Origin of the sequence: Acinetobacter sp. AS167, from assembly GCF_037152175.1 — a bacterium.
In the GTDB taxonomy this organism is placed as follows: Bacteria; Pseudomonadota; Gammaproteobacteria; order Pseudomonadales; family Moraxellaceae; genus Acinetobacter.
Genome location: NZ_JBBCMP010000008.1, coordinates 78,730 through 102,270, shown reverse-complemented (window position 1 = coordinate 102,270; position 23,541 = coordinate 78,730). Strand labels below are relative to the sequence as shown.

The 23,541-nt window shown below is 39.8% G+C and carries 19 protein-coding genes and 2 tRNA genes; 12 read left to right on the top strand and 9 right to left on the bottom strand.

The window, feature by feature from the left end; all coding sequences use genetic code 11:
* Positions 1–46 precede the first annotated feature (46 nt).
* The 4 genes from gltX (at position 47) to WFN33_RS14030 (ending at position 2,284) form a co-directional block, all read left to right on the top strand.
* Positions 47–1,555 (top strand): glutamate--tRNA ligase, encoded by a 1,509-nt coding sequence (gene gltX, locus WFN33_RS14045; protein WP_004725395.1) that lies wholly within the window; start codon positions 47–49, stop codon positions 1,553–1,555.
* A 58-nt stretch (positions 1,556–1,613) separates the two neighbouring features.
* Positions 1,614–1,689: transfer RNA gene (locus tag WFN33_RS14040), tRNA-Ala, on the top strand.
* Between the two features lie 26 nt (positions 1,690–1,715).
* Positions 1,716–1,791, top strand: a tRNA-Glu gene (locus tag WFN33_RS14035).
* Between the two features lie 151 nt (positions 1,792–1,942).
* Complete coding sequence (locus WFN33_RS14030; RefSeq protein WP_336953680.1) at positions 1,943–2,284, top strand: hypothetical protein; 342 nt, start codon at positions 1,943–1,945, stop codon at positions 2,282–2,284.
* Positions 2,285–2,324: 40 nt separating this feature from the next.
* On the opposite strand, the gene WFN33_RS14025 is transcribed toward WFN33_RS14030, so the two are convergent.
* The gene (locus WFN33_RS14025; protein WP_336953679.1) at positions 2,325–3,293 is read right to left on the bottom strand and encodes a cation diffusion facilitator family transporter; all 969 of its coding nucleotides are present in this window, start codon (positions 3,291–3,293) and stop codon (positions 2,325–2,327) included.
* A 151-nt stretch (positions 3,294–3,444) separates the two neighbouring features.
* On the opposite strand from WFN33_RS14025, the gene WFN33_RS14020 reads away from it, so the two are divergent.
* Positions 3,445–4,242 carry a DUF4198 domain-containing protein gene (locus WFN33_RS14020; RefSeq protein WP_336953678.1) on the top strand — a complete coding sequence of 266 codons (798 nt, stop codon included), beginning with the start codon at positions 3,445–3,447 and terminating at the stop codon, positions 4,240–4,242.
* Positions 4,243–4,317: 75 nt separating this feature from the next.
* On the opposite strand, the gene WFN33_RS14015 is transcribed toward WFN33_RS14020, so the two are convergent.
* From WFN33_RS14015 to WFN33_RS14000, 4 genes are read right to left on the bottom strand one after another with little or no spacing between them, the layout of a single operon-like run.
* Positions 4,318–7,509, bottom strand: a complete 3,192-nt coding sequence (locus WFN33_RS14015; protein ID WP_336953677.1) for an efflux RND transporter permease subunit — start codon at positions 7,507–7,509, stop codon at positions 4,318–4,320.
* A complete protein-coding gene (locus WFN33_RS14010; RefSeq protein WP_336953676.1) occupies positions 7,499–8,803 on the bottom strand; it encodes an efflux RND transporter periplasmic adaptor subunit in 1,305 nt (434 codons plus the stop codon). Before WFN33_RS14010 ends, WFN33_RS14015 begins: the two co-directional genes overlap by 11 nt.
* Before the next feature lies 1 nt (position 8,804).
* Complete coding sequence (locus tag WFN33_RS14005; RefSeq protein ID WP_336953675.1) at positions 8,805–10,169, bottom strand: TolC family protein; 1,365 nt, start codon at positions 10,167–10,169, stop codon at positions 8,805–8,807.
* 58 nt (positions 10,170–10,227) lie between these two features.
* The gene (locus WFN33_RS14000) at positions 10,228–10,701 is read right to left on the bottom strand and encodes a cation transporter (RefSeq protein WP_336953674.1); all 474 of its coding nucleotides are present in this window, start codon (positions 10,699–10,701) and stop codon (positions 10,228–10,230) included.
* A 265-nt stretch (positions 10,702–10,966) separates the two neighbouring features.
* Between WFN33_RS14000 and WFN33_RS13995 the strand changes: the two genes are divergently transcribed.
* Both WFN33_RS13995 and WFN33_RS13990 read left to right on the top strand, forming a co-directional pair.
* Positions 10,967–11,320 (top strand): hypothetical protein, encoded by a 354-nt coding sequence (locus WFN33_RS13995; protein ID WP_336953673.1) that lies wholly within the window; start codon positions 10,967–10,969, stop codon positions 11,318–11,320.
* Between the two features lie 359 nt (positions 11,321–11,679).
* Positions 11,680–12,567: an SDR family NAD(P)-dependent oxidoreductase gene (locus WFN33_RS13990; protein WP_336953672.1), complete on the top strand. Its 888-nt coding sequence runs from the start codon at positions 11,680–11,682 to the stop codon at positions 12,565–12,567.
* A gap of 2 nt (positions 12,568–12,569) precedes the next feature.
* Here the strand turns inward: WFN33_RS13990 and WFN33_RS13985 are convergent, their stop codons facing one another.
* Positions 12,570–13,466, bottom strand: a complete 897-nt coding sequence (locus WFN33_RS13985) for a LysR family transcriptional regulator (RefSeq protein ID WP_336953671.1) — start codon at positions 13,464–13,466, stop codon at positions 12,570–12,572.
* 105 nt (positions 13,467–13,571) lie between these two features.
* Between WFN33_RS13985 and WFN33_RS13980 the strand changes: the two genes are divergently transcribed.
* Positions 13,572–14,327, top strand: a complete 756-nt coding sequence (locus WFN33_RS13980; RefSeq protein ID WP_336953670.1) for an SDR family oxidoreductase — start codon at positions 13,572–13,574, stop codon at positions 14,325–14,327.
* Between the two features lie 44 nt (positions 14,328–14,371).
* Here the strand turns inward: WFN33_RS13980 and WFN33_RS13975 are convergent, their stop codons facing one another.
* On the bottom strand, positions 14,372–15,457 hold the full coding sequence (locus tag WFN33_RS13975; RefSeq protein WP_336953669.1) for an SDR family oxidoreductase: 1,086 nt from the start codon (positions 15,455–15,457) through the stop codon (positions 14,372–14,374).
* A 99-nt stretch (positions 15,458–15,556) separates the two neighbouring features.
* Here WFN33_RS13975 and WFN33_RS13970 point away from each other — a divergent pair, with 99 nt between their 5' ends.
* A complete protein-coding gene (locus WFN33_RS13970) occupies positions 15,557–15,934 on the top strand; it encodes a MerR family transcriptional regulator (RefSeq protein WP_336953668.1) in 378 nt (125 codons plus the stop codon).
* 49 nt (positions 15,935–15,983) lie between these two features.
* Here the strand turns inward: WFN33_RS13970 and WFN33_RS13965 are convergent, their stop codons facing one another.
* The gene (locus WFN33_RS13965) at positions 15,984–18,356 is read right to left on the bottom strand and encodes a Tex family protein (RefSeq protein WP_336953667.1); all 2,373 of its coding nucleotides are present in this window, start codon (positions 18,354–18,356) and stop codon (positions 15,984–15,986) included.
* A 108-nt stretch (positions 18,357–18,464) separates the two neighbouring features.
* Positions 18,465–18,884, bottom strand: a complete 420-nt coding sequence (locus tag WFN33_RS13960) for a carboxypeptidase regulatory-like domain-containing protein (protein WP_336953666.1) — start codon at positions 18,882–18,884, stop codon at positions 18,465–18,467.
* 183 nt (positions 18,885–19,067) lie between these two features.
* On the opposite strand from WFN33_RS13960, the gene ompR reads away from it, so the two are divergent.
* The 3 genes from ompR (at position 19,068) to WFN33_RS13945 (ending at position 23,374) form a co-directional block, all read left to right on the top strand.
* Positions 19,068–19,832, top strand: a complete 765-nt coding sequence (ompR, locus tag WFN33_RS13955) for an osmolarity response regulator transcription factor OmpR (protein ID WP_004816610.1) — start codon at positions 19,068–19,070, stop codon at positions 19,830–19,832.
* Positions 19,833–20,187: 355 nt separating this feature from the next.
* Entirely contained in the window at positions 20,188–21,648 is a 1,461-nt protein-coding gene (locus tag WFN33_RS13950) for an ATP-binding protein (protein WP_336953665.1), read from the top strand.
* A gap of 205 nt (positions 21,649–21,853) precedes the next feature.
* On the top strand, positions 21,854–23,374 hold the full coding sequence (locus WFN33_RS13945; protein WP_336953664.1) for an acetyl-CoA hydrolase/transferase family protein: 1,521 nt from the start codon (positions 21,854–21,856) through the stop codon (positions 23,372–23,374).
* Positions 23,375–23,541: the final 167 nt, after the last annotated feature.

Sequence of the window (23,541 nt, the reverse complement as noted above, 5' to 3'; positions counted from 1 at the left end):
TTTTCGTTATAATAGTTTCAATTTACATTCTGAATAATATTTAGTTATGAAAGTCCGTACTCGTATCGCACCCTCTCCAACTGGTTTTCCACATGTGGGCACTGCCTATATTGCCTTGTTTAACTTATGTTTTGCACAACAACATGGTGGCGAATTTATTCTTCGTATTGAAGATACCGACCAACTCCGTTCAACACCTGAATCTGAAAAAATGATTTTAGATTCACTGCGTTGGTTAGGTTTAAACTGGTCAGAAGGGCCTGATATCGGCGGACCTCATGCTCCTTATCGCCAATCTGAGCGAATGGGAATCTATAAACAATATGCATTAGAACTTGTTGAAAAAGGGCATGCCTTTTACTGTTTCGCAACAGCGGAAGAGCTTGATCAAATGCGTGCTGAACAACAAGCCCGTGGTGAAACCCCTGGTTATGACGGTCGTGGCTTAAAGCTTTCTCCAGAAGAGGTACAACAGCGTTTGGCTGCGGGTGAAGCCCATGTGATCCGTATGAAAGTCCCTGAAGAAGGCGTTTGCCAATTCAATGACTTACTTCGTGGTGAAGTGGAGATTCCTTGGGCGCAAGTCGACATGCAAATTCTACTCAAAACAGATGGTTTGCCAACTTATCATTTAGCCAATGTAGTCGATGACCATTTAATGGAAATCACCCATGTGATTCGTGGTGAAGAATGGATTCCATCTGCACCAAAACACCAGTTGCTCTACCAATATTTTGGTTGGGACATGCCAACATTGTGCCATATGCCATTGTTGCGTAACCCAGACAAGTCAAAATTGTCTAAACGTAAAAATCCAACCTCAATCAACTACTACAAAGACATCGGTGTGCTACCTGAAGCCTTACTGAACTATTTAGGCCGTATGGGTTGGTCAATGCCAGATGAAAGAGAGAAATTCTCTTTGGCTGAAATGATTGAACACTTTGATATCCAGCGTGTGTCTTTGGGTGGTCCAATTTTTGATGTTGAAAAATTAAACTGGCTAAATGGACAATGGATTAAGGCACTCAGCCCTGCTGAACTGTTAAATACACTTCTGGCTTGGAAATCTGATCGCCAAACGCTAGAAGATATTGCTGCTGCCATTCAGCCACGTATTAACTTACTGTCTGAAGCGGTAAATTGGGCTGGTTTTTACTTCAACCAATTCCCAACATTGACCAAAGAACAATTTGACAGCAAAAAGCTGACTGAAGAACAAGTTCGTCAAAGCTTACAATTTGCAATTTGGCGTTTAGAAAGCTTATTTACATGGAACAACGATACTGTGAGCCAAACCTTGATGGATTTGGCGAATCAAATGGAAATCAAACTCCGTGATTTCATGCCAGCATTCTTTATCGCAATTGCAGGTTCAACATCATCTACTCCTGTGATGCAATCGATGGTCACCATTGGCCCTGATTTAACCTTTGCCCGTTTACGTCATGCACTTGAAATCGTGGGCGGTCCGAGCAAAAAAGAAGCAAAAGTTTGGGAAAAACTGAACGAAAGCATCAAATTGCCGAAAAATGATGCAGTTGATGAAGCTTAATTAAATTTTCTGTTGACGTGTGAGTGCAATATCCCTAATATTGCGCTCACACAGACTGGGGGTTATAGCTCAGTTGGTAGAGCGCTACAATGGCATTGTAGAGGTCAGGAGTTCGATCCTCCTTGACTCCACCAAAAGTTTTACCTGTGTTGCCTCACTTGTCCCTATCGTCTAGAGGCCTAGGACATCGCCCTTTCACGGCGGTAACCGGGGTTCGAATCCCCGTAGGGACGCCATATTCAAGATGGCGACATCTTTGTAAAAAACCCAAGCATAGTGACTTGGGTTTTTTATTGTCTAAATTTTGATTTAAGCTGCAATTCAGTCTTTTTTGCATTCTAAAATAGAACGATTAGAATATGCTTAGATTATAAATGTGGAGCCACCATGCAATACCAATGCCCAAAGTGCCAAAGTCGAAAAATCTTGCCTGTTACCCATGGGAATACACCTGCTGTACGTCCTGTTGTTCCAAAAAGCTTGGTATTTTTGATTCCGTTACTTTTTATTTTGTTGTTATTGGTTGTCATTAGTATTGTGATGTGGATTTTCAGCAACGGCGCAGGTCAAACATTGCAAATTGCAACCGTCGTGATCTTCATTGCAGCTGTGATTGCAGGGGTAGTGTTTTGGCGTGATCTGCCCGATTTTAAAATATCAATGCAATCATTTATGCAAGCCAATAAAAGCTGGAAGTGCCGTGACTGCAATCATGAGTGGCAAATCTAATCCTTCAGCTTTGCCTCATGTTCAAATTAAACCATTCACCTTAATGTGAATGGTTTTTTGCTTCATCTGTATGTGTTTCATCAGCGTTACTGTAATCATTCCCATCTGATTCATCATGCGAGTGTACCATACACTCATTATCTTCAATTTGTAGCGTCATCTCAGTAATCCCATGTTGATGGCTAAGCATTTCCATAACCTGTTGATACAGTTGATTTCGATCCGCTTCTGGTGCAAATAAATGTACTGTCAGATGCACATTTTTAGATGTAATGGCCCAAACCTTAAGTTGATGAATACTTTCTACACCTTTAACGGATAAAAGATCATTACGTAATTTTTCAATATCAATTTCCTCAGGCACACCTTCCAGTAAAATATTGATACTTTGTTTTAGCAAAATCCATGTTCTTGGTAAGACCCAAAAGCCGATGAGTACAGCAATAATCGTATCCACCCACATCCAGCCAGTGAAATAAATAATTGCGCCCCCGATGATCACCCCCACAGAACCCAGTGCATCACTCAATACTTCCAGATAAGCACCTTTTATATTAAGGCTTTGCTTTGAACTGGAGAATAAAATCTTCATTGAAATAAGGTTAATCACCAACCCAACAACCGCCACAATCATCATACCGACACTCTGAATTTCAGGGGGTTGGCTAAAGCGCCGATACGCCTCGTAGAGAATATAAATTGCAACGACAAACAGCATCATGGCATTAAACAGTGCTGCTAAAATTTCAAAACGCTGATAGCCAAAAGTCCGTTTATCATCTGCGGGTAATTTACCAATTTTGATGGCAACCAATGCAATTGCCAATGCTGCTGCATCAGTAAACATATGTGCTGCATCGGACAACAAAGCCAAGCTTTGTGTTATGAAACCGGCAATCACTTCAACAATTAAAAAGGTACTGGTTAATGCCAATGCAAAAGTTAGTTTTTTTACATTTCCTTCTGTGACGACAGCATGACTATGATCATGCCCTTGTTGTTCACTCATGTTCATACCTCTGATTTTGTTTTATCAAAATATTGAATATTCTTTCTATTTACTATTGATAATAATAATTATTATCAATAGTAAAATTCTTCTATATAATGGCGACTCTATTTTCCACAGTTAAAATACCCCTGTTAATGGAATATCGACAATGAAAAAATACCTCTACCTTTCTGTACTTCTTTGCTCTTATAGTTATGCGCATGAACCCTATGTTGCACCTCTGGGCTATAACACCACAAATACACAAATCCCAGTGATTGCATCCTATGCTGAAGAAGCACTGAATGCAGAACATGCCATGAAACAAACCGCTCTCAACGTAATTCAACCAGATCAGAGCAAGTTACAAGTTGAAGCTGCAAGCACATTAAAATCGGCGACGGTGTTTGACTTAGCCTTACCACAAGCTGGGACCTATCTCATCTTCAGTAAAGCGTCTTTCCCACTCAAATATGTCCAACATAATAAAGAATGGAAAATGCTTTTTGATGTACCTGCTGAAAAAGCAGGTAAGATCGCTGAACGCGAATATGTGATTCCTGCTGACTTTAAGAAACCGCCTGTACCGATCACCATTAACCGAGAATGGTCAATCCAAAGCTATATTTCTAAAGAAAGAACTTCACCAGCCCAAAACAACACTGATGCAGCAATACAAGTTGAATTTAAAACGCATCCCAACAGCATTACTGCGCAGCAACCTGTGCAAATCTTGATTAAAAAATCAGGACAAGCGCTCAAAAATGCTGAACTACTTATCCGGGCTCAAGGGCAAACCGATAAACAAGCACAAAAAGTTCCAGTTGCTCAAGATGGTTCAGCGACAGTCACTTTTCCTTATTCAGGGCAATATCTGGTTGAAGTCAGTGAAGCATTTAACAAAACCATTCAACCTGTGAATCAAAATTACACCATCATCAGTCTAGGTGTATTGCCTACCAGTTAGTAATAAACTGCAAATAGAGTTTCAATACCTCACCGTTCTAAGCGAAGAACGGTGAGGTTATTTTTAAATTAACGATCAAGCATCAGTTTGTGCTTTAACTTTACGTTCATTCATCCAGCGATAAATCACCGGTAAAATCACCAAAGTCAATAAGGTGGATGACATGATGCCGCCAATCACGACAGTTGCCAGTGGGCGCTGAACTTCAGCGCCTGTCCCCGTAGCCAGTGCCATCGGCACAAAACCTAACGATGCTACACAAGCAGTCATCAATACAGGTCTTAATCGTAAAATTGCACCTTGCCATGTGGCCTGATAAATATCGAGTTGTTGACGTAATTCCTTGATAAAGGTCAACATCACCAAACCATTTAATACCGCTACACCCGAGAGCGCGATAAAGCCGACACCTGCAGACATCGACAATGGTATACCCCGAAGCCACAGTGCAATCAAACCACCACACAACGCAAATGGCACACCTGTAAACACCAACAAACTTTCCTTAAAGTTATGGAAAACGGCCATTAACAGCACAAAAATAGTCATCAGTGCCAGAGGAACGACCAGTTGCATACGGGCTTTCGCAGAGGTTAGGTTTTCAAACTGTCCACCATAGCTCAACCAATAACCCGCTGGCATTTGCTCTTTTGCCAGAGTCGATTGTAATTCGGTGACAAATGAGCCCAAATCACGCCCTTCAACATTGGCTGTCACGACTACACGACGTTTACCATTTTCACGACTGACCTGATTAATACCCAAGATATTTTCAACTTTAGCCACATCCTGAAGTTGGATTAGACCACCGTTTGGTGTTTGAATAGGTAAAACGGCCAAATGCTCAGGTGTACGTTGAGCATCATCCAGACGAATCACAAAGTCGAAACGGCGGTCACCTTGTAGTATTTGCCCAACATTCTGACCACCAACGCTAGTCGCCACCAAGTCTTGAATCGCCCTCACTGACAAACCATACTGCGCTGCCGCAGCTTTGTTCACTTCAACATTTAAAAGCGGTAGGCCTGAAGTCTGTTCCACATTGACGGCGGTTGCGCCAATAATACCTTTGATTTGTTGTGCAATTTTAGTGGCTTGTTGATTCAACACCTCCATATCATCGCCAAAAATCTTGATTCCCACATCGCTTCGTACACCAGAAATCAATTCGTTGAAACGAAGTTCAATCGGTTGAGAAAATTCACTATTATTTCCAGGTAATGTACCAAGAAATACAATCATACGTTGACGTAGCTCATCAATTGTTTGCTTTGGATTCTTCCATTCATCACGTGGCTTTAACAGCACCACAGCATCGGAAATATTAGGCGGCATGACATCTGTTGCCACCTCTGCCGTCCCTGTACGGGCAAATATAGCTTTGATTTCTGGAAACGCTTTGAGCAATAACTTTTCAGTATTCTCCTGCATACGTAAAGACTGCTCTAGGCCAGTACTTGGCGAACGCATTTGTTGCACTGCAAAATCGCCCTCACTCAAGGTGGGTGCAAACTCACTACCAATTTGTGTGGCAAGCACGCCCGTTAAAAACAGAATACTCACCGCAAGGGTGACGACTAACATTCGGAAGTTATAGGCTAAATTGAGTAGCTTTTCATATTTTTGCTTTAACCACAGCATCCAGCGACTTTCTGTTTCTTTAACTTCACCATTAACAAATAAAGCCACTGCAGCAGGAACAAAAGTAACTGAAAGAATGATTGCACCCACCAGTGCCAATACCACTGTCATAGCCATCGGGTGAAAAAGCTTTGCTTCAACACCAGACAAGGCGAAAATAGGTAAGTACACCACCAAAATAATTAATTGACCAAAGATTAAAGGGCGACGTGCCTGTTTAGCCGCAAGAAAAACTTCTTTAAAACGCTCTACCCGTGAAAGTAATCTGCCTTTTGCATGTTGTGCCTCTGCCAGTCGCCGAATACAGTTTTCAACAATAACGACCGCACCATCTACAATGATCCCGAAATCCAGTGCGCCTAAGCTCATTAGATTGGCACTAATTTTCTGCTCAGCCATACCCGCCAAAGTAAATAGCATCGATAATGGAATCACACATGCAGTAATCAACGCTGCACGGAAATTACCAAGAAATAGGAACAGAATAACAATAACCAGAATCGCCCCTTCTACAAGGTTCTTCTGTACTGTACTAATCGCACGCTCAACCAAAGCTGTCCGGTCATATACGGTTTGAATCACAATACCTTTCGGTAAAGATTGCTGAACTTCCTTGATTTTGGCATCCACTGATTTCGCCACAGTACGACTATTTTCACCCATCATCATCATGGCGATACCAAGTACAGTTTCCTCGCCATTGTAAGTTGCACCACCTGTACGTAAATCATGTCCAATCGATACAGTCGCTACATCTGCAACTCGGATCGGAAAACCATTTTTATTGCCTATACTTACATTTTGAATATCTTCAATATTGTTCAAAGTTCCTGGAACACGTACTGTCAATTGCTGCCCATTGGTTTCAATAAAACCAGCACCACGGTTTTCATTGTTTCCAGTTAAAGCATTTTGTAGGTCACTGACAGGGATTTGTAATTGTTGCAAACGATTTAAATCAGGCGTGACCACATAAGTTTTATTAAAGCCACCAATCGAGTTGACCTCTGCAACACCAGGAACACGTTGTAACTGCGGTCGTACAATCCAGTCCTGAATTTCACGTAAATCCATCGCGGTATAGGGCGTATCATCAGGTTTTTTTGCATTCGGCTCTGCCTTGATCACCCACTGATAAATCTCACCCAATCCTGTCGATACAGGAGACATTGTCGGTGCAATATCATCTGGCAGTTCGGTTTGGGCTTCTTGTAAGCGTTGATTAATCTGTTGTCGTGCCCAATAAATATCCGTCCCATCTTTAAAAATAATGGTCACTTGGGATAAACCATAACGGGAAATGGAACGAGTCAACTCTAGCTTGGGTAAACCTGCCATCGCAGTTTCAATAGGATAGGTAATCCTTTGCTCAACTTCTAATGCGGTAAAACCAGCAGCTTGTGTGTTCACTTGTACTTGGGTATTGGTGATATCGGGTACAGCATCAATTGGTAATTTTTGATAGCCGTAAATCCCCACGCCAATCCACGCCACAATAAACAGCATAACCCAAATGGCATTTTTAATCGAAAATTGAATCAGTCGATCAAACACCCCTTCAGGTTGAGGTAATGCTGAATCCGCATCTCTGTCTAACTTAGAATCAGAAGAATCATTAATGCCCATGGCTCGCCTCTCCTTTTTCCAATTCAGATTTCAGCAAGAAGCTACCCTGACCAGCATATTGCTGGCCTTGGGTCAGACCAGTTTTCACTTCAACCCACAGACCATCTCCTGACACCTGACCCAACACAACAGGCTGCGCAGTAAACTCGATTTTCTTATCATGTTCGCTGGAAATAAACACTACGTCTTTTCCTTCAACTTTCTGTATAGCACTTTTGAGTACACGCAATGCTTGAGAAGTGCCTTGCTGTTGTAGTTGAACGTTGACCATCAAATTCGGACGCAATTCAGCCGCATTCGACAACACTTTGGCACGGACTTGTAAACGTCCTGTCTGCACATCAGCTTCACTGTTTAAACTTTGAATCTGTGCTTTAAACATATTCCCCGTCTGCAGTGACTTAAATTCAAGCTGTTGATTTGGAGCAATCGCTGAAAACTCTGAACTTGGTACAATAAATTCAAGCCATAGCTGATCCAGTTGATCAATGATAAATAGCTGGCTAGCAAGCTGCACATTTTCACCCATAACCAAGTCTTTTTTACTGATAATGCCTGCAATTGGTGCTGTGATAACATAACGACCATTACTGCTTGATGAGGCACCAAAAGCAGATAAACGTGATCTGGTGGCTTGCACCTGAATCTGTGCTTGTTTGTAGGCATTATAAGCCCGTTGATAATCCTGCTTGGCAGAAATACCTTGTGACCATAACTGGCGCTCTCGTTCATAGTCCTGACGTGCCAGCTCTAGACTTGTCTGTGCAACCTGTAAGTTTGCCTGCTGATCGACCAAATCAGGCACTACTATAGTGGCCAGCGCTTGCCCTTTTTGCACACGCTGTCCCAATTCAACATTCACGGCAACTACCTGCCCACTAAATGCAGGTGATACATGTGCTTGACGATCTGTATTGACTGTGACTTTTGCAGGATAAGAAGCTGATTTGGTAACAGTACCCATCTCTACTTTAGCTAGTTTAATCCCTTGTTCTGTGATCTGCTGAGCAGTCAAACTAATGGCTTCAGCATTCTCTTTCTCGCCACCCTCTTCTTCACTGTGCTTCGCTTCTTCGGAACCATCTTTGGTGGTTCCCTTAGCATTTTCATCATGTGAATGTCCTTCTTCAGCATGCTCTGCTTCTTTCTCGCCACCTTCTTTGCTCGTGCCTTTTTTGGTTGAAAAGAACAATCCCATGGCAATAAGAGCAGTCATTACAAGCGTAATGATGATCATTAGGCGTTGAGAAATTTTGCCTTTCTGAAGTTTAAAAGATTTAAATTGATTCAGCATATTAATTTCCCCCGCCCACAATTGGTAAAGCTTGTGTGTCCTGCCATAAACTCTGATTGATCTGCGCTAAAGCATCTTTTGCCATGATTTGACTTGGTTCAATACCGAGGCTCAAACTTTCCGCTTCAATGGCACGTTGCCAGCCATCTTTCAATAATTGCACTTTTCTCAAACGCACTTCTTGCAACTGTAATGTTGCGAGTTGCACATCGTTAACGGCAAATTTACCGACAGTAAACCCCTGCAAAGTTTTACGTTGAACCTGAGCTGCAAGCGGAATCTGAGACTCATCGACTGCTTTAAACTGTACTTCCAGTCCTTGCAATTCAGTCAATAATGTTCCCACCTGCAAAGCATTTTGGCGGAGATAAAACTCCTGTTGTCTACTGAGTAAATCCTGCTTTGCTTGCGCAATTTGCACACCGTATTGCTGGCGGTTGAAAATATTCAATGGGATAGAGACCCCCACAACTAAAGCATTGTCAGTCGAGGTTTCAGGTGATCGAGTACGATTCACGCCTAAATTCACAGTCGGATTAGGCCGTGCCGAAGCTTTTAATTGCGCCACTGTCGCTTTTGCTTGCAACACCTGTAACTGACGTGATTTTTCAAAAAGATTGTCCGCGAGATATTCTTGTACCTGTTGGTGTGTCGAAGACGGCCATAAAGATTGAGGATTTAAACCGATACGAATCGATTTATCAGCATCGCCCCAAAGGTTGGACAATTGCTGCTTGGCAACTTGCACCTGCAAATCGGCTTGACGATATAAGCGAGCATTTTCTGCATGACTCAGTCTGGCACGATCTACATCAACCTGCGCGACACTCCCCGCTTGATAGCGCTTCTGAATCGCATTCAGATTTTCTTCACTGACGTTGAGCTGCTCTTGGACCACGTTGCGTTCTAATTCAAAAATCGCCAGCTGTGACCATTGGTATTTCACAGCCAATTCAAGTTGAGCCTGATAAATTCGCTGATTTAAGTCACTTTGATCTTTTGAAAGTTGTGCCAACCTCTGTGCTGACTTACGTTCACCAAAAATATCCAATCGTTGAGAAACACCAATTGAAAGCTCTTGATCTTGATTGGAACCAAAACCCGTTTGCGATACGGATAACTCTGGATTTGTCCACAGTTTTGCTTGTTTAATGTTCGCTGTTGCAATTTGCTGCTGCGTTTGCCAGACCTTCTGCGTCTGCTGATATTGCTCAGTTTTTGCAATTGCCTGTTGTAACGTTAATGCTTGAGATGTGTTGTCTGCCCAAGTAACAGATGACATCACACTGAACATCAGTGCACCGAGCAAAGACGGCCTAAAACCGAATGCAGTTTTTTGTACTAAATTACGTATTACTTTTGACATGAAAATGCCCCACTAAATTAAACCATTAGCGGTGGGCAAGATTTTCGGCTACCCCACCTTATAGCGGGGATGAAAGAGGGGGAGGATTGGGCAAATATAGATCAGGGGACTGATACAAATTATTCCAGCCAATAAAGATAGATTCAGGATAGCCTACAAATTTAGGCTGTGCTGTGTGTTGCTGATTATCAACCACAATGAAATGCGCAAAAGAAGGCAAATGATCACGATGATCATCATTTATATGATTGAGGAAATCATTGGAACGCACATCTTGGTGTGCTGGTAATTGTTTTGATACTGACTGATCAGAAATCGGTTTATCTATCCCATATATATCTAACAGCTGCGGATGTTGCTGTTGATCCTGGGTACAATCAGGCGCATTATGGTGTCCAAAATGCTGACTAATTATACGTTGTGATGGAAGCTTAGTGCTTTCATGATCACAAAAAGCCGCCGCTACATTCCAAAGACTTTGGAACATAAACAAACTAAGCAAGACTGTGATGAAAACACTTGAGCGTTTCACAGATTCTATCCGAAATCCAAAACAACCTAAATATAGCAAGTTTTCTTCATGTAATAAAATTACAGTGAGTAATTTTATGCTTTAAATAGAATTGATAATTTGTTAAATAATGTGTTTTTTAACAAATATGTAAAAATCGCAATTGACAAATTACATTTAACTATTTGCAAACTCTAAAAAATCAGCTAGATTAATTATATCTAATCATTTTTTTGTGATTAGCAGTCTCTTTTACTTTGTTAATGGATTAGCAAGGAGGTTGTATATGTTGGTACATATTTTTAACCGTTTTTTAGGAGATTCAACATCTCGTCGGGCATTCGAACAGAATGCTTCTGAAGCTGCTCTCGAAAAGGCTCAAGCACATGATTTTGAAGACAAAAATCTAAGCTTAGATGAAATCGCAAATCGTAATGCAATGTGGTGCTATTTAAGGGCTGCTTTACGTGGAGATCAAGAAGCTCAGTATAAAATGGGTCTCAGCTACTTGAATGGACAACTTGGTTTAGACCGAAGTTATAGCCATGCAGAAAAATGGCTTGAACAAGCTGCTCACCAAGGTCATACCCCAGCCAAAGAACAATTAAAAAAAGCATATGATGAACTTGCTTTTTCTTAAAGTAGGTTAAATATATTGTATATATCCCCCTTATAAACAGAGTTGTAAAGCAGCTCTGTTTACTTAAAAATATATTTAATTTTCAAGTAAATTCACTTGATTATATTTTATGCAATAGATTTGTTTTTTTGCTTTCAAAACTCAGTTATATATGGTAAAAATCACGAAATAAGTAAAAATATAATAGAGTATTTACTCTAAAAATATTTTATAAATTCAGCCACTTAATGCTAGTATTTTTATTTTTTTTGTATATTATTGCCTTCCAACAAAAGTGATCATCTTTTAAACAAAGATCCAATCACCCGAAACAAAAAAATACAGCATCTGTTCATGTCGGTAGGCTCAGGAAAATAGCTATGAATCAAAAATTAGAGCAACTTTTTCAAAAAAAGGTTCAAGGTAAAATTGCACTCATCACAGGTGCCTCTAGTGGCATTGGTTTAACAGTTGCAAAAAAGCTTGCAGCAGCAGGTGCGCATGTACTTTTAGTCTCTCGTACTGAAGAAACACTGAAAGAGGTTCAAGCTGAAATTCAAGCTGAAGGTGGTCGAGCTGATATTTTCCCTTGTGATTTAAATGACATGAACGCAATTGATGAAGTATCTAAACAGATCGTTGCTTCTGTTGATCATATTGATATTTTGATTAATAACGCTGGCCGTTCGATTCGGCGCGCTGTGCATGAGTCTGTTGATCGTTTCCATGATTTTGAACGTACTATGCAACTCAATTACTTTGGTGCAGTTCGTTTAGTATTGAATATTTTGCCAGAAATGATGGTTCGTAAAGACGGCCACATCATTAATATCAGTTCAATTGGTGTATTGGCAAATGCAACTCGCTTCTCCGCTTATGTTGCATCAAAAGCCGCATTGGATGCATTTAGCCGCTGCTTATCAGCGGAAGTACATTCGCATAAAATTGCCATTACTTCAGTCTATATGCCTTTAGTACGCACCCCGATGATTGCACCAACTAAGATCTATAAATATGTACCAACACTCTCGCCAGAACAAGCCGCTGATTTAGTTGCATATGCAATTGTAAAACGTCCTAAGAAAGTTGCTACAAATTTAGGTCGTTTAGCCTCTATTACTTACTCAATTGCACCTGGAATCAATAACAAATTAATGTCAATTGGCTTCAATCTGTTCCCAAGCTCAACTGCATCTGTCGGTGAGCAACAAAAATTGAACCTTGTTCAAAGAGCATATGCTCGTTTGTTCCCAGGTGAGCATTGGTAAGTTTAAGAGCTAATAGAAAGTTTACGTTTGAGTAGACTTTCTAGCCAATCAATAAAGAATTGAAAATATACTGGTCGATATTTCCTTTCTAAAAAAAGAAAATTGATTGGTATTTTTAAGCATGATTCTTGCTCAAATATTTTAGTTAATCTTTTGCTTTCTATAAAAGGAATTGCATCAAATGCTGGAATCTGAATAACCCCCAATCCTTGCAACCCCGCATGTAAATAACTTTCTGTATCCTCAACTAAAAGTTGGTAAGGAAGTTTTATCTGAGTATCTTCAAATACTAGACTTGCAAAATCTGAATCCATATTTTTCATTTGATAACCAATCATAATATGGTGATTTGAATGCCCTATTTCTAAATTGCTAGTCAATTTATGCAAATATTCTGGAGAGGCAAGTGTATATAAATCAACTTTTGTAATTGGTCTCACAATTAAATTTTCATTCGTCACATTTCCAACACGAACCACACAATCTAGTCGCTGTTCGATTAAATCTGAATAATGATCATGACTATGAATTGAAATTTTAATATTGGGATACTTCTCATAAAATTCATGCAAATAAGGGATCAGATATCCTGTGGCTATTCTTAACGGTAATCCAATTTTGATTTGACCCGTATACTCACGGTTTTTTAATTTGAATTTATCCAACCCTTCAGCCTGAAGAATCAGTTGTTTAACCTCTTGAAAAAATTGAGCCCCTTCATTGGTTAAATTGACCTTTCGTGTTGTTCGATTAAATAACAATACTTGATATTCTGTTTCTAAGCCTTTTATTGCATAGGTAATTGTTGAACGTGGTAAATCCAGCGCTTTAGCAACCTGAGCAAATGAATGCTTTTCCGCAACTAAGCAAAAAATTTTGAGACGTTCAATTTTATCCATCTATTATTCAATTTTTTCAAACAATCTATTCGATTCTAATCACTATCTAGAATAAAAAATAGCATTTAACATTCCATAATCACTTATCAAGATGGGAAAATAAAAATGAAACAGCATAGTTTAAAAGATAAAACCGTCATTATTACAGGTGGAGCAAAAAATTTAGGTGGTCTGATCGCACGTAAGTTTGCAGAACAAGGTGCAAATCTTGTCATTCACTATAACAGCTTAGAAACCCAAAAAGATGCAGAAGAAACACTCAAAGCCATTGAACAATTAGGTGTTAATGCAACTTTGATACAAGCAGACCTCTCCAATATTCAAAATATCGAAACATTGTTCATCAAAGCCAAAGAAATCTTCGGTGGCGTCGATATTGCGATTAATACCGTAGGGCGAGTACTTAAAAAACCGTTGATTGAAACAACTGAACAAGAGTTTGATTCAATGAATGACATTAACAATAAAATTGCCTATTTCTTCATCCAATCTGCGGGTAAACATCTTAATAATGGTGGAAAAATTTGTTCTATCGTGACCAGTCTTTTAGCAGCCTACACAGGATTGTATTCAACCTATGAAGGCTTAAAAGCGCCTGTGGAGCACTATACCCGTGCAGCATCGAAAGAGTATGGCGATCGTGGTATTTCCGTCACGGCTGTTGCACCGGGTCCAATGGATACGCCATTTTTTTATGGTCAAGAAGCGCCTGAAGCAGTGGCCTATCATAAATCTGCATCTGCACTAGGTGGTTTAACCAAGATTGAAGATATTGAGCCTTTAGTGCGCTTTTTGGTAACAGAGGGTTGGTGGATTACTGGTCAGACTATTTTTGCCAATGGCGGTTATACAACACGATAATATTGAATGCCCATTTATTGAAATGGGCATTTTTATCGCTAGATCTAATGATTCTGGCTCACCCATTTAGCAGTCAACTCAATGGTCTGCTTAAGATTGGTTTCTGGTATTTTCCATTTTTGATTTAATGTTAAAAACTGATCTATATTTAATTGCTCAGTTCGGATGAAATCCAACATCTCAGCAGATAGATCTAGCTTTTGAGCAAGCCACTTCCATTTTAAAATCAATTTTAAAATGTTCAGCGAGACGAAGTATTGCGGTGCTTTTAGATTTAATCTGTGAGCCGCATTGTGAATAAGAGTTTGTAAAGAAATCTGAGTAGGATTGGCAATCAATATATCTTGATAAATTGTAAGTTGATCCTGTGATGCGTTGCATATCGCATTGACCAACATTGTCACAGAAACCAAAGGTAAATAATGCTGAGGAGTTGCAGGAATAGCGGTCAACTTCCCCTGTTTAAGCTGGGTAATCAGATGAGCAATCGGTTGATTTTCAGCAATCTCACCAGAGTTTTCATCCCCTAACACTGTTGCAGGATGGATCACTGTCCAGTCAACTTTCAACTGTTGAGCATATTTCACCCAAGTAAAATGAGCTTCAATTTTAGAAGCCTCGTAAGCACCCAGTTGTTGGTACACCCGTTTCCAATTTGTTTTCTCAATATTTTCCAAACAGACTCCAACATCTTGTAAGTGCTGAGTGAGTGTTAACATATAGCCAGAAAGATGAATTGCACGTTTCAATTGGCAATGTTCGTTTACGCATTCAAGCAAATTGATTAATCCCTTAACATTGACTTCTCTTGCCTGTTGAGTCGAAAGATTCCATGCAAATAAGGCACTGGTATTAAATAAATAATTCACCTTAGCAAGCCCTTGCCAATCTTCAGCTGAAATACCTAATGCAGGTAAAGTAACATCACCTTGTATACAGAATAATTTTTGATGACTTATTTCTTGTTTTTCTAGCCAATTTCTCAAATTTGACTCTTGCTGATCAAGGTTACGACACAAGGCAAAAACTTGATCATTGCTTTGAAGTAATCGTGCAACAAGAAATTTACCAATAAACCCTGTTGCACCAACCACCAAGGCAATTTTTTCTACGCTTTGATTCTTTTGCATCACTTTATACACCCTTTATATGTTCACACTTAAGCTAAAGGATGGAGTACACTCCACAGTCAAGTATTTCTTGCAAATACATAAAATTTGGAGCAAGTGATGTTAATCGGTGAATTATCAGAGCAATTAAATCTCAGTCGGGATACGATTCGTTTTTATGAAAAGCTTGATCTTATCCGCCCATTGACACGAAATAATGGTTATAAGGATTATTCAAAACAAGACTTACAGCAATTACAACTGATTCAGGTCGCTAAAAATTTAGGCTTTACTTTGGCTGAAATTAAACAGATTTTAGACTTGGTCAACATCAATGAAATTCCAGCAGAACAATTTCATATGATTTTAAAAGACAAACTCAATGTCATTCGTGAAAAAATTATCCAATTACAGAATATTCAGAACCTACTTGAAAATCTTGTGGTTGGGGAAGCATGTCCATTTAAAAAAGATTGTGATCTTTCCGCAATTGTCTAATCCATAAAAAAACCGCCTAACGGCGGTTTCTTTATTGAGAAATTATAGCTTATTTAGACCCTTTAATCCCTGCTTGTAATAACAATGCACCTAAACCACCAATTTTGTTCTCTTGAGGTTTAGTTGCTTGCGGTTTCTTGTCATGACGTGGTGCTTTGTCTTTATTATCATGGTTTGGACGACCTTGCTGTGGACGTTTACCCTGAGGCTTACGCTCACCACGTTGGTCATTGTTATTGAACTCACGCTTTTGACGTGGTGCTTTAGCTGGTGCTTCTGAACCTTCTGGGCGCATCGATAAATTCACACGATTTCGCTCAGCATCTACAGTCAACACACGTACTTGTACGATTTGCCCTGGTTTCACAACTTTATGTGGGTCAGAAACAAATTCATTGGCAAGCTCTGAAATATGTATTAGACCATCTTGATGCACACCAACATCGACGAATGCACCGAAGTTAGTCACATTGGTAATCACGCCCTCAAGCTGCATCCCTTCAGTCAATTGACTGACTTCAGTGATATCTTCACGGAATTTTGCTGTACGGAATTCTGGACGAGGGTCACGACCCGGTTTTTCCAACTCGCTTAACACATCTTGAATCGTCGGTAGACCAAATTTGTCGTCGGCAAAATCTTCTGCTTTCACTTGACGAATAATTTCAGTATTACCAATGATATCTTTCACTGTAGTCGCTTTTGCTTCAACAATCTTGTTGACCAAACCATACGATTCAGGGTGAACAGAGGAAGCATCTAGAGGTTCTGAGCCATCTTGAATACGTAAGAAACCCGCAGCTTGCTCAAACGTGCGCTCACCTAAACGTGGTACATTTTTCAATGCTTGACGATTATCAAAACGACCATTTTCTTTCCGGTAATCTACAATTTGCTGTGCAATGGCTTTATTTAAACCTGCGATATAGCCCAAGATTGCTGGAGAGGCCGTATTTACATCTACACCTACCGCATTCACACAATCTTCAACAACAGCATCCAGTGTTTTTGCCAAATTGGTTTGATTCACATCATGCTGATATTGACCTACACCGATAGATTTAGGGTCAATTTTAACCAGTTCAGCCAATGGATCTTGTAAACGGCGGGCAATTGAAACAGCACCACGAATCGCAACATCAAGCTCAGGCAGTTCAGCAGAAGCCAATTCTGATGCTGAATAAACAGATGCGCCCGCTTCACTTACTGAAACACGCGTTAATGTAAGATCCGCATTTGCAGCCATCATTTCTGCAACAACAGCTTCTGTTTCACGACTCGCAGTACCATTGCCAATCGCAATTAAATCGACATTAAATTCACGACAAAGACGTGCAAGTTCAGCAATCGAGCCAGCTTTATCTTCTTTTGGTGCAAATGGGTAAATCGTGCTATGTGCAAGCACATCACCTGAATCAGAAACAACCGCCAGTTTTACCCCTGTACGAATACCAGGGTCAACACCTAAAGTTGTACGTGAACCAGCAGGGGCAGAGAGCAATAAATGACGTAAGTTTTCTGCAAACACGTCCATTGCTTCTGATTCAGCTACAAGGCGTTTTTCAGTCAACAAAGAATGTTCAATCGTTGGGCGAATTTTACCTAACCAAAACAGTTTTGCGATTTGCTTTAAGAAATCTTGACGTGCTTGTGGTTGAACACTTTCAAGCGCGTATTCAGTTTCAATACGTGCAAGTGGTGCATGATCATCACCATCAACTTTAAGACCCAATACATTTTCTTGGCGGCCGCGTAACATTGCCAATAAACGGTGTGAAGGAACTTTATTTAAATTTTCAGAGAAATCAAAGTAATCACGGAATTTCTTACCGACTTCTTTTTTCTCATCAGATGCCACCAGACTTTTTAACACTGCTGTTTTGGCAAATGTTGATTTAAGTTCTGTGGTTAATGAAATATTTTGTGCCCAGTCATCAATGATGATGTGTTGAATCGCGTCTAATTGACTTTCAACATCTGGGTATTCTTCATGGCTAAAACCAGCCAAAGCTTCAGTCGGATCAATTTGCTCTGCGATAATTTTCTCAGCAAACTCCCCTAATCCCGCTTCTCTAGCTTTAAATGATTTACTGGTACGTTTTGGACGATACGGTGCGTAAAGTTCTTCTAATGCATTTTTTGTTTCAGCGGCATTTACCCGAGCAAGTAAGTCATCAGAGAGCTTATTTTGTTCTTTTAATGATTCGATTACTTTTTCACGGCGTTCAAATAAATCACGTAGATAAACAAGGCGTGTATCAAGTTGGCGTAATTGGATGTCGTCTAAGCCTTGCGTTACTTCTTTACGGTAACGTGCAATAAATGGAACACTAGAGCCTTCATCTATCAGTTTAATGGCAGCTTCTACTTGGTTTGGACGTACGGCAAGTTCACTTGCCAACTGCTGAACTAAGTCAGTCATCGTGTTTAATTCCACAAGGATAAGGACTAAAAGTTAGTGATTATAAAGACCAAGACCATAAAATCCACAATTGTTTTGCAAATTAGCAGTGAAAAAAGTGATAAAAGATCATTTTTCTTGAGTTTTTACAGTGCAATCGTGTATTTCATCCTGCTTAGCTGTATTTAAATTGCTTTGTAAAATAATTTTTCCAACGTCCCACTGCGCACCTTTACGTTGCCCACCGCCATGTGAATTGAAATATTTTAAATAGCATTGCTGATAGCCCTGTTTATTGAGTCGTTCTTGCACCCATATCGGTGGCGCTTCCATATACATGATTTCTTTCAATAAAAATGCAGAATAGCGCCGTTCTTTGAGTCGAAAGTTGCCTTGCATATCCGTTTGGGCTTCACCGACCTGGACTAGAGCAATTGGTTGGTCAAATTCGTCAATCACTTGTCCTAAGATTTCAGGTCTGGAAAGTCGGCTAATACATGCACTTAAAATAAAACATATTGCCAAAATACATAAAACTTTCATTTGCATATGGTATATCTTTTTATTTATAAACATAGAATCATCTCAATTCGTTATAGATGTTGTTTTTTGGTTTCAAAACAGCCTGAAAATTGTATTTTTGAGCAATTTGATACATAGTCTTAACAAGAGCTTAGGCAGTATACTGAGATTGACGAATATTTATAATTTACAACATTAAGGGAGTACATCATGAGTTTGGTTGTACCTGCTGAAAATACAGATATCGTACAAAACGAAACTGACCGTGTCGAACGCATTTTAGTGGTCGATGATGATGTGCGTTTACGTACCCTTTTACAGCGTTTCCTTGAAGATAAAGGCTTTGTGGTAAAAACGGCCCACGACGCAACGCAGATGGATCGCCTATTACAACGTGAGTTATTCTCACTCATCGTTTTAGACTTTATGCTTCCTGTAGAAGATGGTTTAAGTATTTGTAGACGTTTACGCTCATCAAATATAGATACACCTGTCATCATGCTCACTGCACGAGGCAGTGACTCTGACCGTATTGCTGGTTTAGAAGCTGGTGCGGATGATTATTTGCCAAAACCATTTAATCCAAATGAGTTATTAGCACGTATTCGTGCTGTACTGCGTCGTCAGGTTCGTGAAGTGCCAGGTGCGCCAAGTCAAAATGTAGAAGTTGTATCTTTCGGGCCTTGGTCTCTAGATTTATCAACACGCACCCTGACACGTGAAGGGCAAGTGGTCACATTAACCACAGGTGAGTTTGCAGTCTTAAAAGCATTAGTCCAGCATCCACGTGAACCATTGACACGTGACAAGTTAATGAACCTAGCACGTGGTCGTGAATGGGGTGCTATGGAGCGTTCAATCGATGTTCAAGTGTCTCGCTTACGTCGTTTGATTGAAGAAAACCCTGCACGTGCACGTTATATTCAAACAGTTTGGGGCGTAGGTTATGTGTTCGTTCCAGATGGTGCCGAATAATAGATTTTGATTCGATAGAATGAATCTAGCTTGAAAAATACTGGTCACATGCTCGGTTTTAAATGTGCCAGTATTTTTTTATCCATTTTTATAGAATTACAGCCGTGATAGCTTTTCCATAGACCTGAGCTTTACTTATGACTTGGCTACTGTTTTATTGTTTGGATATCCTGCAAAAAGATATGTGATCTCAACATAGTAATAATCCTTATCGTATTAAGTATAAATATCAAATATTTATATTGACTAACAAGTTAAACCAAGACAGCCTAACACTTATAATATTGCTATAAATCTACCATCCTTTAAACTGAAATCAATAGATTAAGAATATCGCACAGATTGGAATGCTCCTGTGAAATTAGAACCCATAGATCCACAAGAATTTACCGACTTTGTTACCTACAAAGAACGGAAACGTACACATTGGGAACGCTTCCTCGATAAAGTCAAACCTCGCTCGGCAGCCATGCGGACCACCGTATTGGTCGTATTTGTAGTGTTCTTTAGCCTGTTTATGTCATTATGGTTTTTCTGGAAAACGCTTTATTTACCTGAAATTCAGCAACATGCACGTTTTTTAGCAGTTGAACTTGAAATGGTTAACAATCCACGTTTGCAGATTTATCATGACGAAATACAACTTGATATTGACGAGTGGTTAAAGCAACGGGTAGGTGTAGAATATGTTACTGATCCCAAAGAATATCCAAATGTAAAAGATAAAATTATTGCCGATTTTTTTACCAATCGTATTGAGAACCAGCTTGCAGAAGAATTAAAAATCAAAGACGTGACGGTTTATTTCCAGTTTAAACCCAGTCCACGTATTTGGGTTCAAACACCTGAAATGAATGGCAATTGGGTGCGTGAACCTCTGAATACTTATGCCAACTATAGCCCTGAACTGATTTTAGGTTGGTTACTCGGTATTCCACTGATTGCCGCAGTGATCATCTTGACATTGGTAAGGCAGCTCAATCGTCCATTGCGTCGTTTACAACATGCAGCAAATAACTACAGTAAAACAGGAAAAGCGCCTTATTTAGAAACCAATCATGGTCCTCAAGAAATTCGTGAGGTGAACCAAGCCTTTAACCATATGGTCTATACACTGGAACAAACTGAACGTGATCGTCAAATCATGTTGGCAGGTATCTCTCATGATTTAAGAACACCGCTGACACGGATCCGTTTAAGCGCAGAAATGATGTCTGATGATGACTTTTTAAAAGAAGGTTTGATTTATGATGTCGATGATATGGATGCCATTTTAAGCCAGTTTATTTCATATATGCGTGATGGCTCAGATGAAGAGCTTCAAGACACCAATATCAATGCTTTGCTACAAGAACTGATCATTCAGTTTAAACCTTTAGATATTCAGTTCACGCCGCAAGAACTACCTGTCATTACTGCTCGCTCACTGTCGTTAAAACGTTTGATTGGTAATCTCATCAACAATTCAAAACGCTATGGTGCAGAACCAATTGAACTCAGTGCTTTTGTAGAAGATGAGCATATTAAAATCTGTGTAGCAGACAATGGGGAAGGAATTCCCGAAGACCAAATTGAAGGGCTTATGCAACCTTTTGTGCGTGGTGATGCTGCACGTACGGTGCAAGGGAGTGGTTTAGGTTTGGCCATTGTCAAACGAATTGTCGATATTCATCAAGGTGAACTGTTGATTTCCAACCGTCCTGAAGGCGGGCTACAAGCCATCATTTCACTACCAACGTCAATAAAAGTTGAGGAAGAACCGATACCTACAAATCCAATTCAAAAAATCAAACAAAGTTTGAGTGATCACTTTTAGTGATTGCTCAATAAACCAACACTTAACTTTGTTTATTTAACAAACAGCTATCATTATTTTATTAATAAATAATAACTTAAAAACCATCACCAAAATTTATACCTGCATTTATTGAAAAAATTAGACCTTAGCATTAGAGGCATGCACAATTCAGTTTGAGGGCGGTACAATCCGTCTAGTTTTGAACAAGAATTGAGCGTAAACCATGTCTTTAGATCGTATTCGTTTAGCATCTCTCCATGACAAAGTCATGAGCGCAGAACAAGCTGCAACTTTTATCCAAGATGGGATGACTGTGGGGATGAGTGGATTTACTCGTGCAGGTGAAGCAAAAGCTGTACCTTTAGCGCTGGTAAAACAAGCCAAAGTGAATCCGTTGAAGATTACTTTAATCACAGGTGCAAGTTTAGGTAATGACCTAGACAAACAATTAACTGAAGCTGGTGTCCTTGCGCGTCGTTTACCATTCCAAGTCGATAACACTTTACGTAAAGCCATCAATAATGGTGAAGTGATGTTCATTGATCAACATTTGTCTGAAACTGTTGAGCAAATGCGTAACCTTCAGTTGAAAAAACCTGATGTTGCGGTGATTGAAGCGATTGCGATTACTGAAGATGGTGGCATCATTCCAACAACATCTGTGGGTAATTCTGCAAGCTTTGCAATTTTCGCTGAAAAAGTGATTGTTGAAATCAACACCAACTTAAGCCCTGCTTTTGAAGGCTTACATGATATTTACATCCCAACCTATCGCCCAACACGTCAAGCTATTCCATTGACGCATGTTGAGCAACGTATTGGTACACCTGCAATCAATATTGATCCTGCAAAAATCGTGGGTATCGTGATTAATAGCGAATATCATGACTCTCCATCAACTGTAACACTACCAGATGACGAAACTCAGGGTATTGCGAACCACTTAATCGCATTCTTCGAAAAAGAAGTTGAAGAAGGCCGCTTACCTTCGAATCTTGGTCCTTTACAAGCAGGCATCGGTTCAATCGCCAATGCTGTATTGACAGGTCTTAAAGATTCTAACTTTGAAGATTTAGTGATGTATTCAGAAGTACTTCAAGACTGTACTTTCGAGTTGATTGATGCGGGTAAAATGAAGTTTGCTTCAGGTTCTTCAATTACTCTTTCTGCTAAATATGGTGAAAAAGTATTTAACAACCTTGAACAGTACAAAGACAAATTGGTTCTCCGTCCACAAGAAATTTCAAACCATCCTGAATTGGTTCGTCGCTTAGGCATCATTGGTATCAATACCGCGCTTGAGTTCGATATTTATGGCAACGTAAATTCGACACATGTTTGCGGTACCAAGATGATGAATGGTATTGGGGGTTCTGGTGATTTCGCACGTAATGCACATTTAGCAATCTTCGTGACCAAATCGATTGCAAAAGGTGGCGACATCTCTTCTGTTGTCCCATTTGCTTCACATATCGACCATGCTGAGCATGATGTAGATATTCTTGTGACTGAGCAAGGTCTTGCTGACTTACGTGGATTAGCACCCCGTGAACGTGCTCGTGCAGTCATCAACAACTGTGCTCACCCAATGTATCGTGATGCATTGAATGATTACTTTGATCGTGCATGTGAAAAGGGTGGTCAAACACCTCATATTCTTCGTGAAGCACTTTCTTGGCACTATAACTTTGAAGAAACAGGCCATATGCTTGCTTCTGTAGATCAAGCTAAAAAATCTGCATAAGATTTTAAACCTGATGTAAAAATAAAAACGCCCTGAATGAGGGGCGTTTTTTATTGAGCTATTTTTGCTTGAATGCTCATTTCCCCATTTTTAAATTCACGCTATATCTACTGTTCTATAAAAAGTATCTTTAAGTTGATTTGAAATTTCAATAATGAGTTCTCTTC

Bases quoted from the DNA above. Each gene is read 5' to 3' on its own strand.
- WFN33_RS14025 (WP_336953679.1), bottom strand. From the start codon at position 3,293: ATGAGTGAACAACAAGGGCATGATCATAGTCATGCTGTCGTCACAGAA.
- WFN33_RS13980 (WP_336953670.1), top strand. From the start codon at position 13,572: ATGAAACAGCATAGTTTAAAAGATAAAACCGTCATTATTACAGGTGGA.
- ompR (WP_004816610.1), top strand. From the start codon at position 19,068: ATGAGTTTGGTTGTACCTGCTGAAAATACAGATATCGTACAAAACGAA.
- WFN33_RS13990 (WP_336953672.1), top strand. From the start codon at position 11,680: ATGAATCAAAAATTAGAGCAACTTTTTCAAAAAAAGGTTCAAGGTAAA.
- WFN33_RS14020 (WP_336953678.1), top strand. From the start codon at position 3,445: ATGAAAAAATACCTCTACCTTTCTGTACTTCTTTGCTCTTATAGTTAT.
- WFN33_RS13995 (WP_336953673.1), top strand. From the start codon at position 10,967: ATGTTGGTACATATTTTTAACCGTTTTTTAGGAGATTCAACATCTCGT.
- WFN33_RS14015 (WP_336953677.1), bottom strand. From the start codon at position 7,509: ATGGGCATTAATGATTCTTCTGATTCTAAGTTAGACAGAGATGCGGAT.
- WFN33_RS14030 (WP_336953680.1), top strand. From the start codon at position 1,943: ATGCAATACCAATGCCCAAAGTGCCAAAGTCGAAAAATCTTGCCTGTT.
- WFN33_RS14010 (WP_336953676.1), bottom strand. From the start codon at position 8,803: ATGCTGAATCAATTTAAATCTTTTAAACTTCAGAAAGGCAAAATTTCT.
- WFN33_RS13965 (WP_336953667.1), bottom strand. From the start codon at position 18,356: ATGACTGACTTAGTTCAGCAGTTGGCAAGTGAACTTGCCGTACGTCCA.
- gltX (WP_004725395.1), top strand. From the start codon at position 47: ATGAAAGTCCGTACTCGTATCGCACCCTCTCCAACTGGTTTTCCACAT.
- WFN33_RS13960 (WP_336953666.1), bottom strand. From the start codon at position 18,884: ATGCAAATGAAAGTTTTATGTATTTTGGCAATATGTTTTATTTTAAGT.
- WFN33_RS13945 (WP_336953664.1), top strand. From the start codon at position 21,854: ATGTCTTTAGATCGTATTCGTTTAGCATCTCTCCATGACAAAGTCATG.
- WFN33_RS13975 (WP_336953669.1), bottom strand. From the start codon at position 15,457: ATGCAAAAGAATCAAAGCGTAGAAAAAATTGCCTTGGTGGTTGGTGCA.
- WFN33_RS14005 (WP_336953675.1), bottom strand. From the start codon at position 10,169: ATGTCAAAAGTAATACGTAATTTAGTACAAAAAACTGCATTCGGTTTT.
- WFN33_RS13970 (WP_336953668.1), top strand. From the start codon at position 15,557: ATGTTAATCGGTGAATTATCAGAGCAATTAAATCTCAGTCGGGATACG.
- WFN33_RS13985 (WP_336953671.1), bottom strand. From the start codon at position 13,466: ATGGATAAAATTGAACGTCTCAAAATTTTTTGCTTAGTTGCGGAAAAG.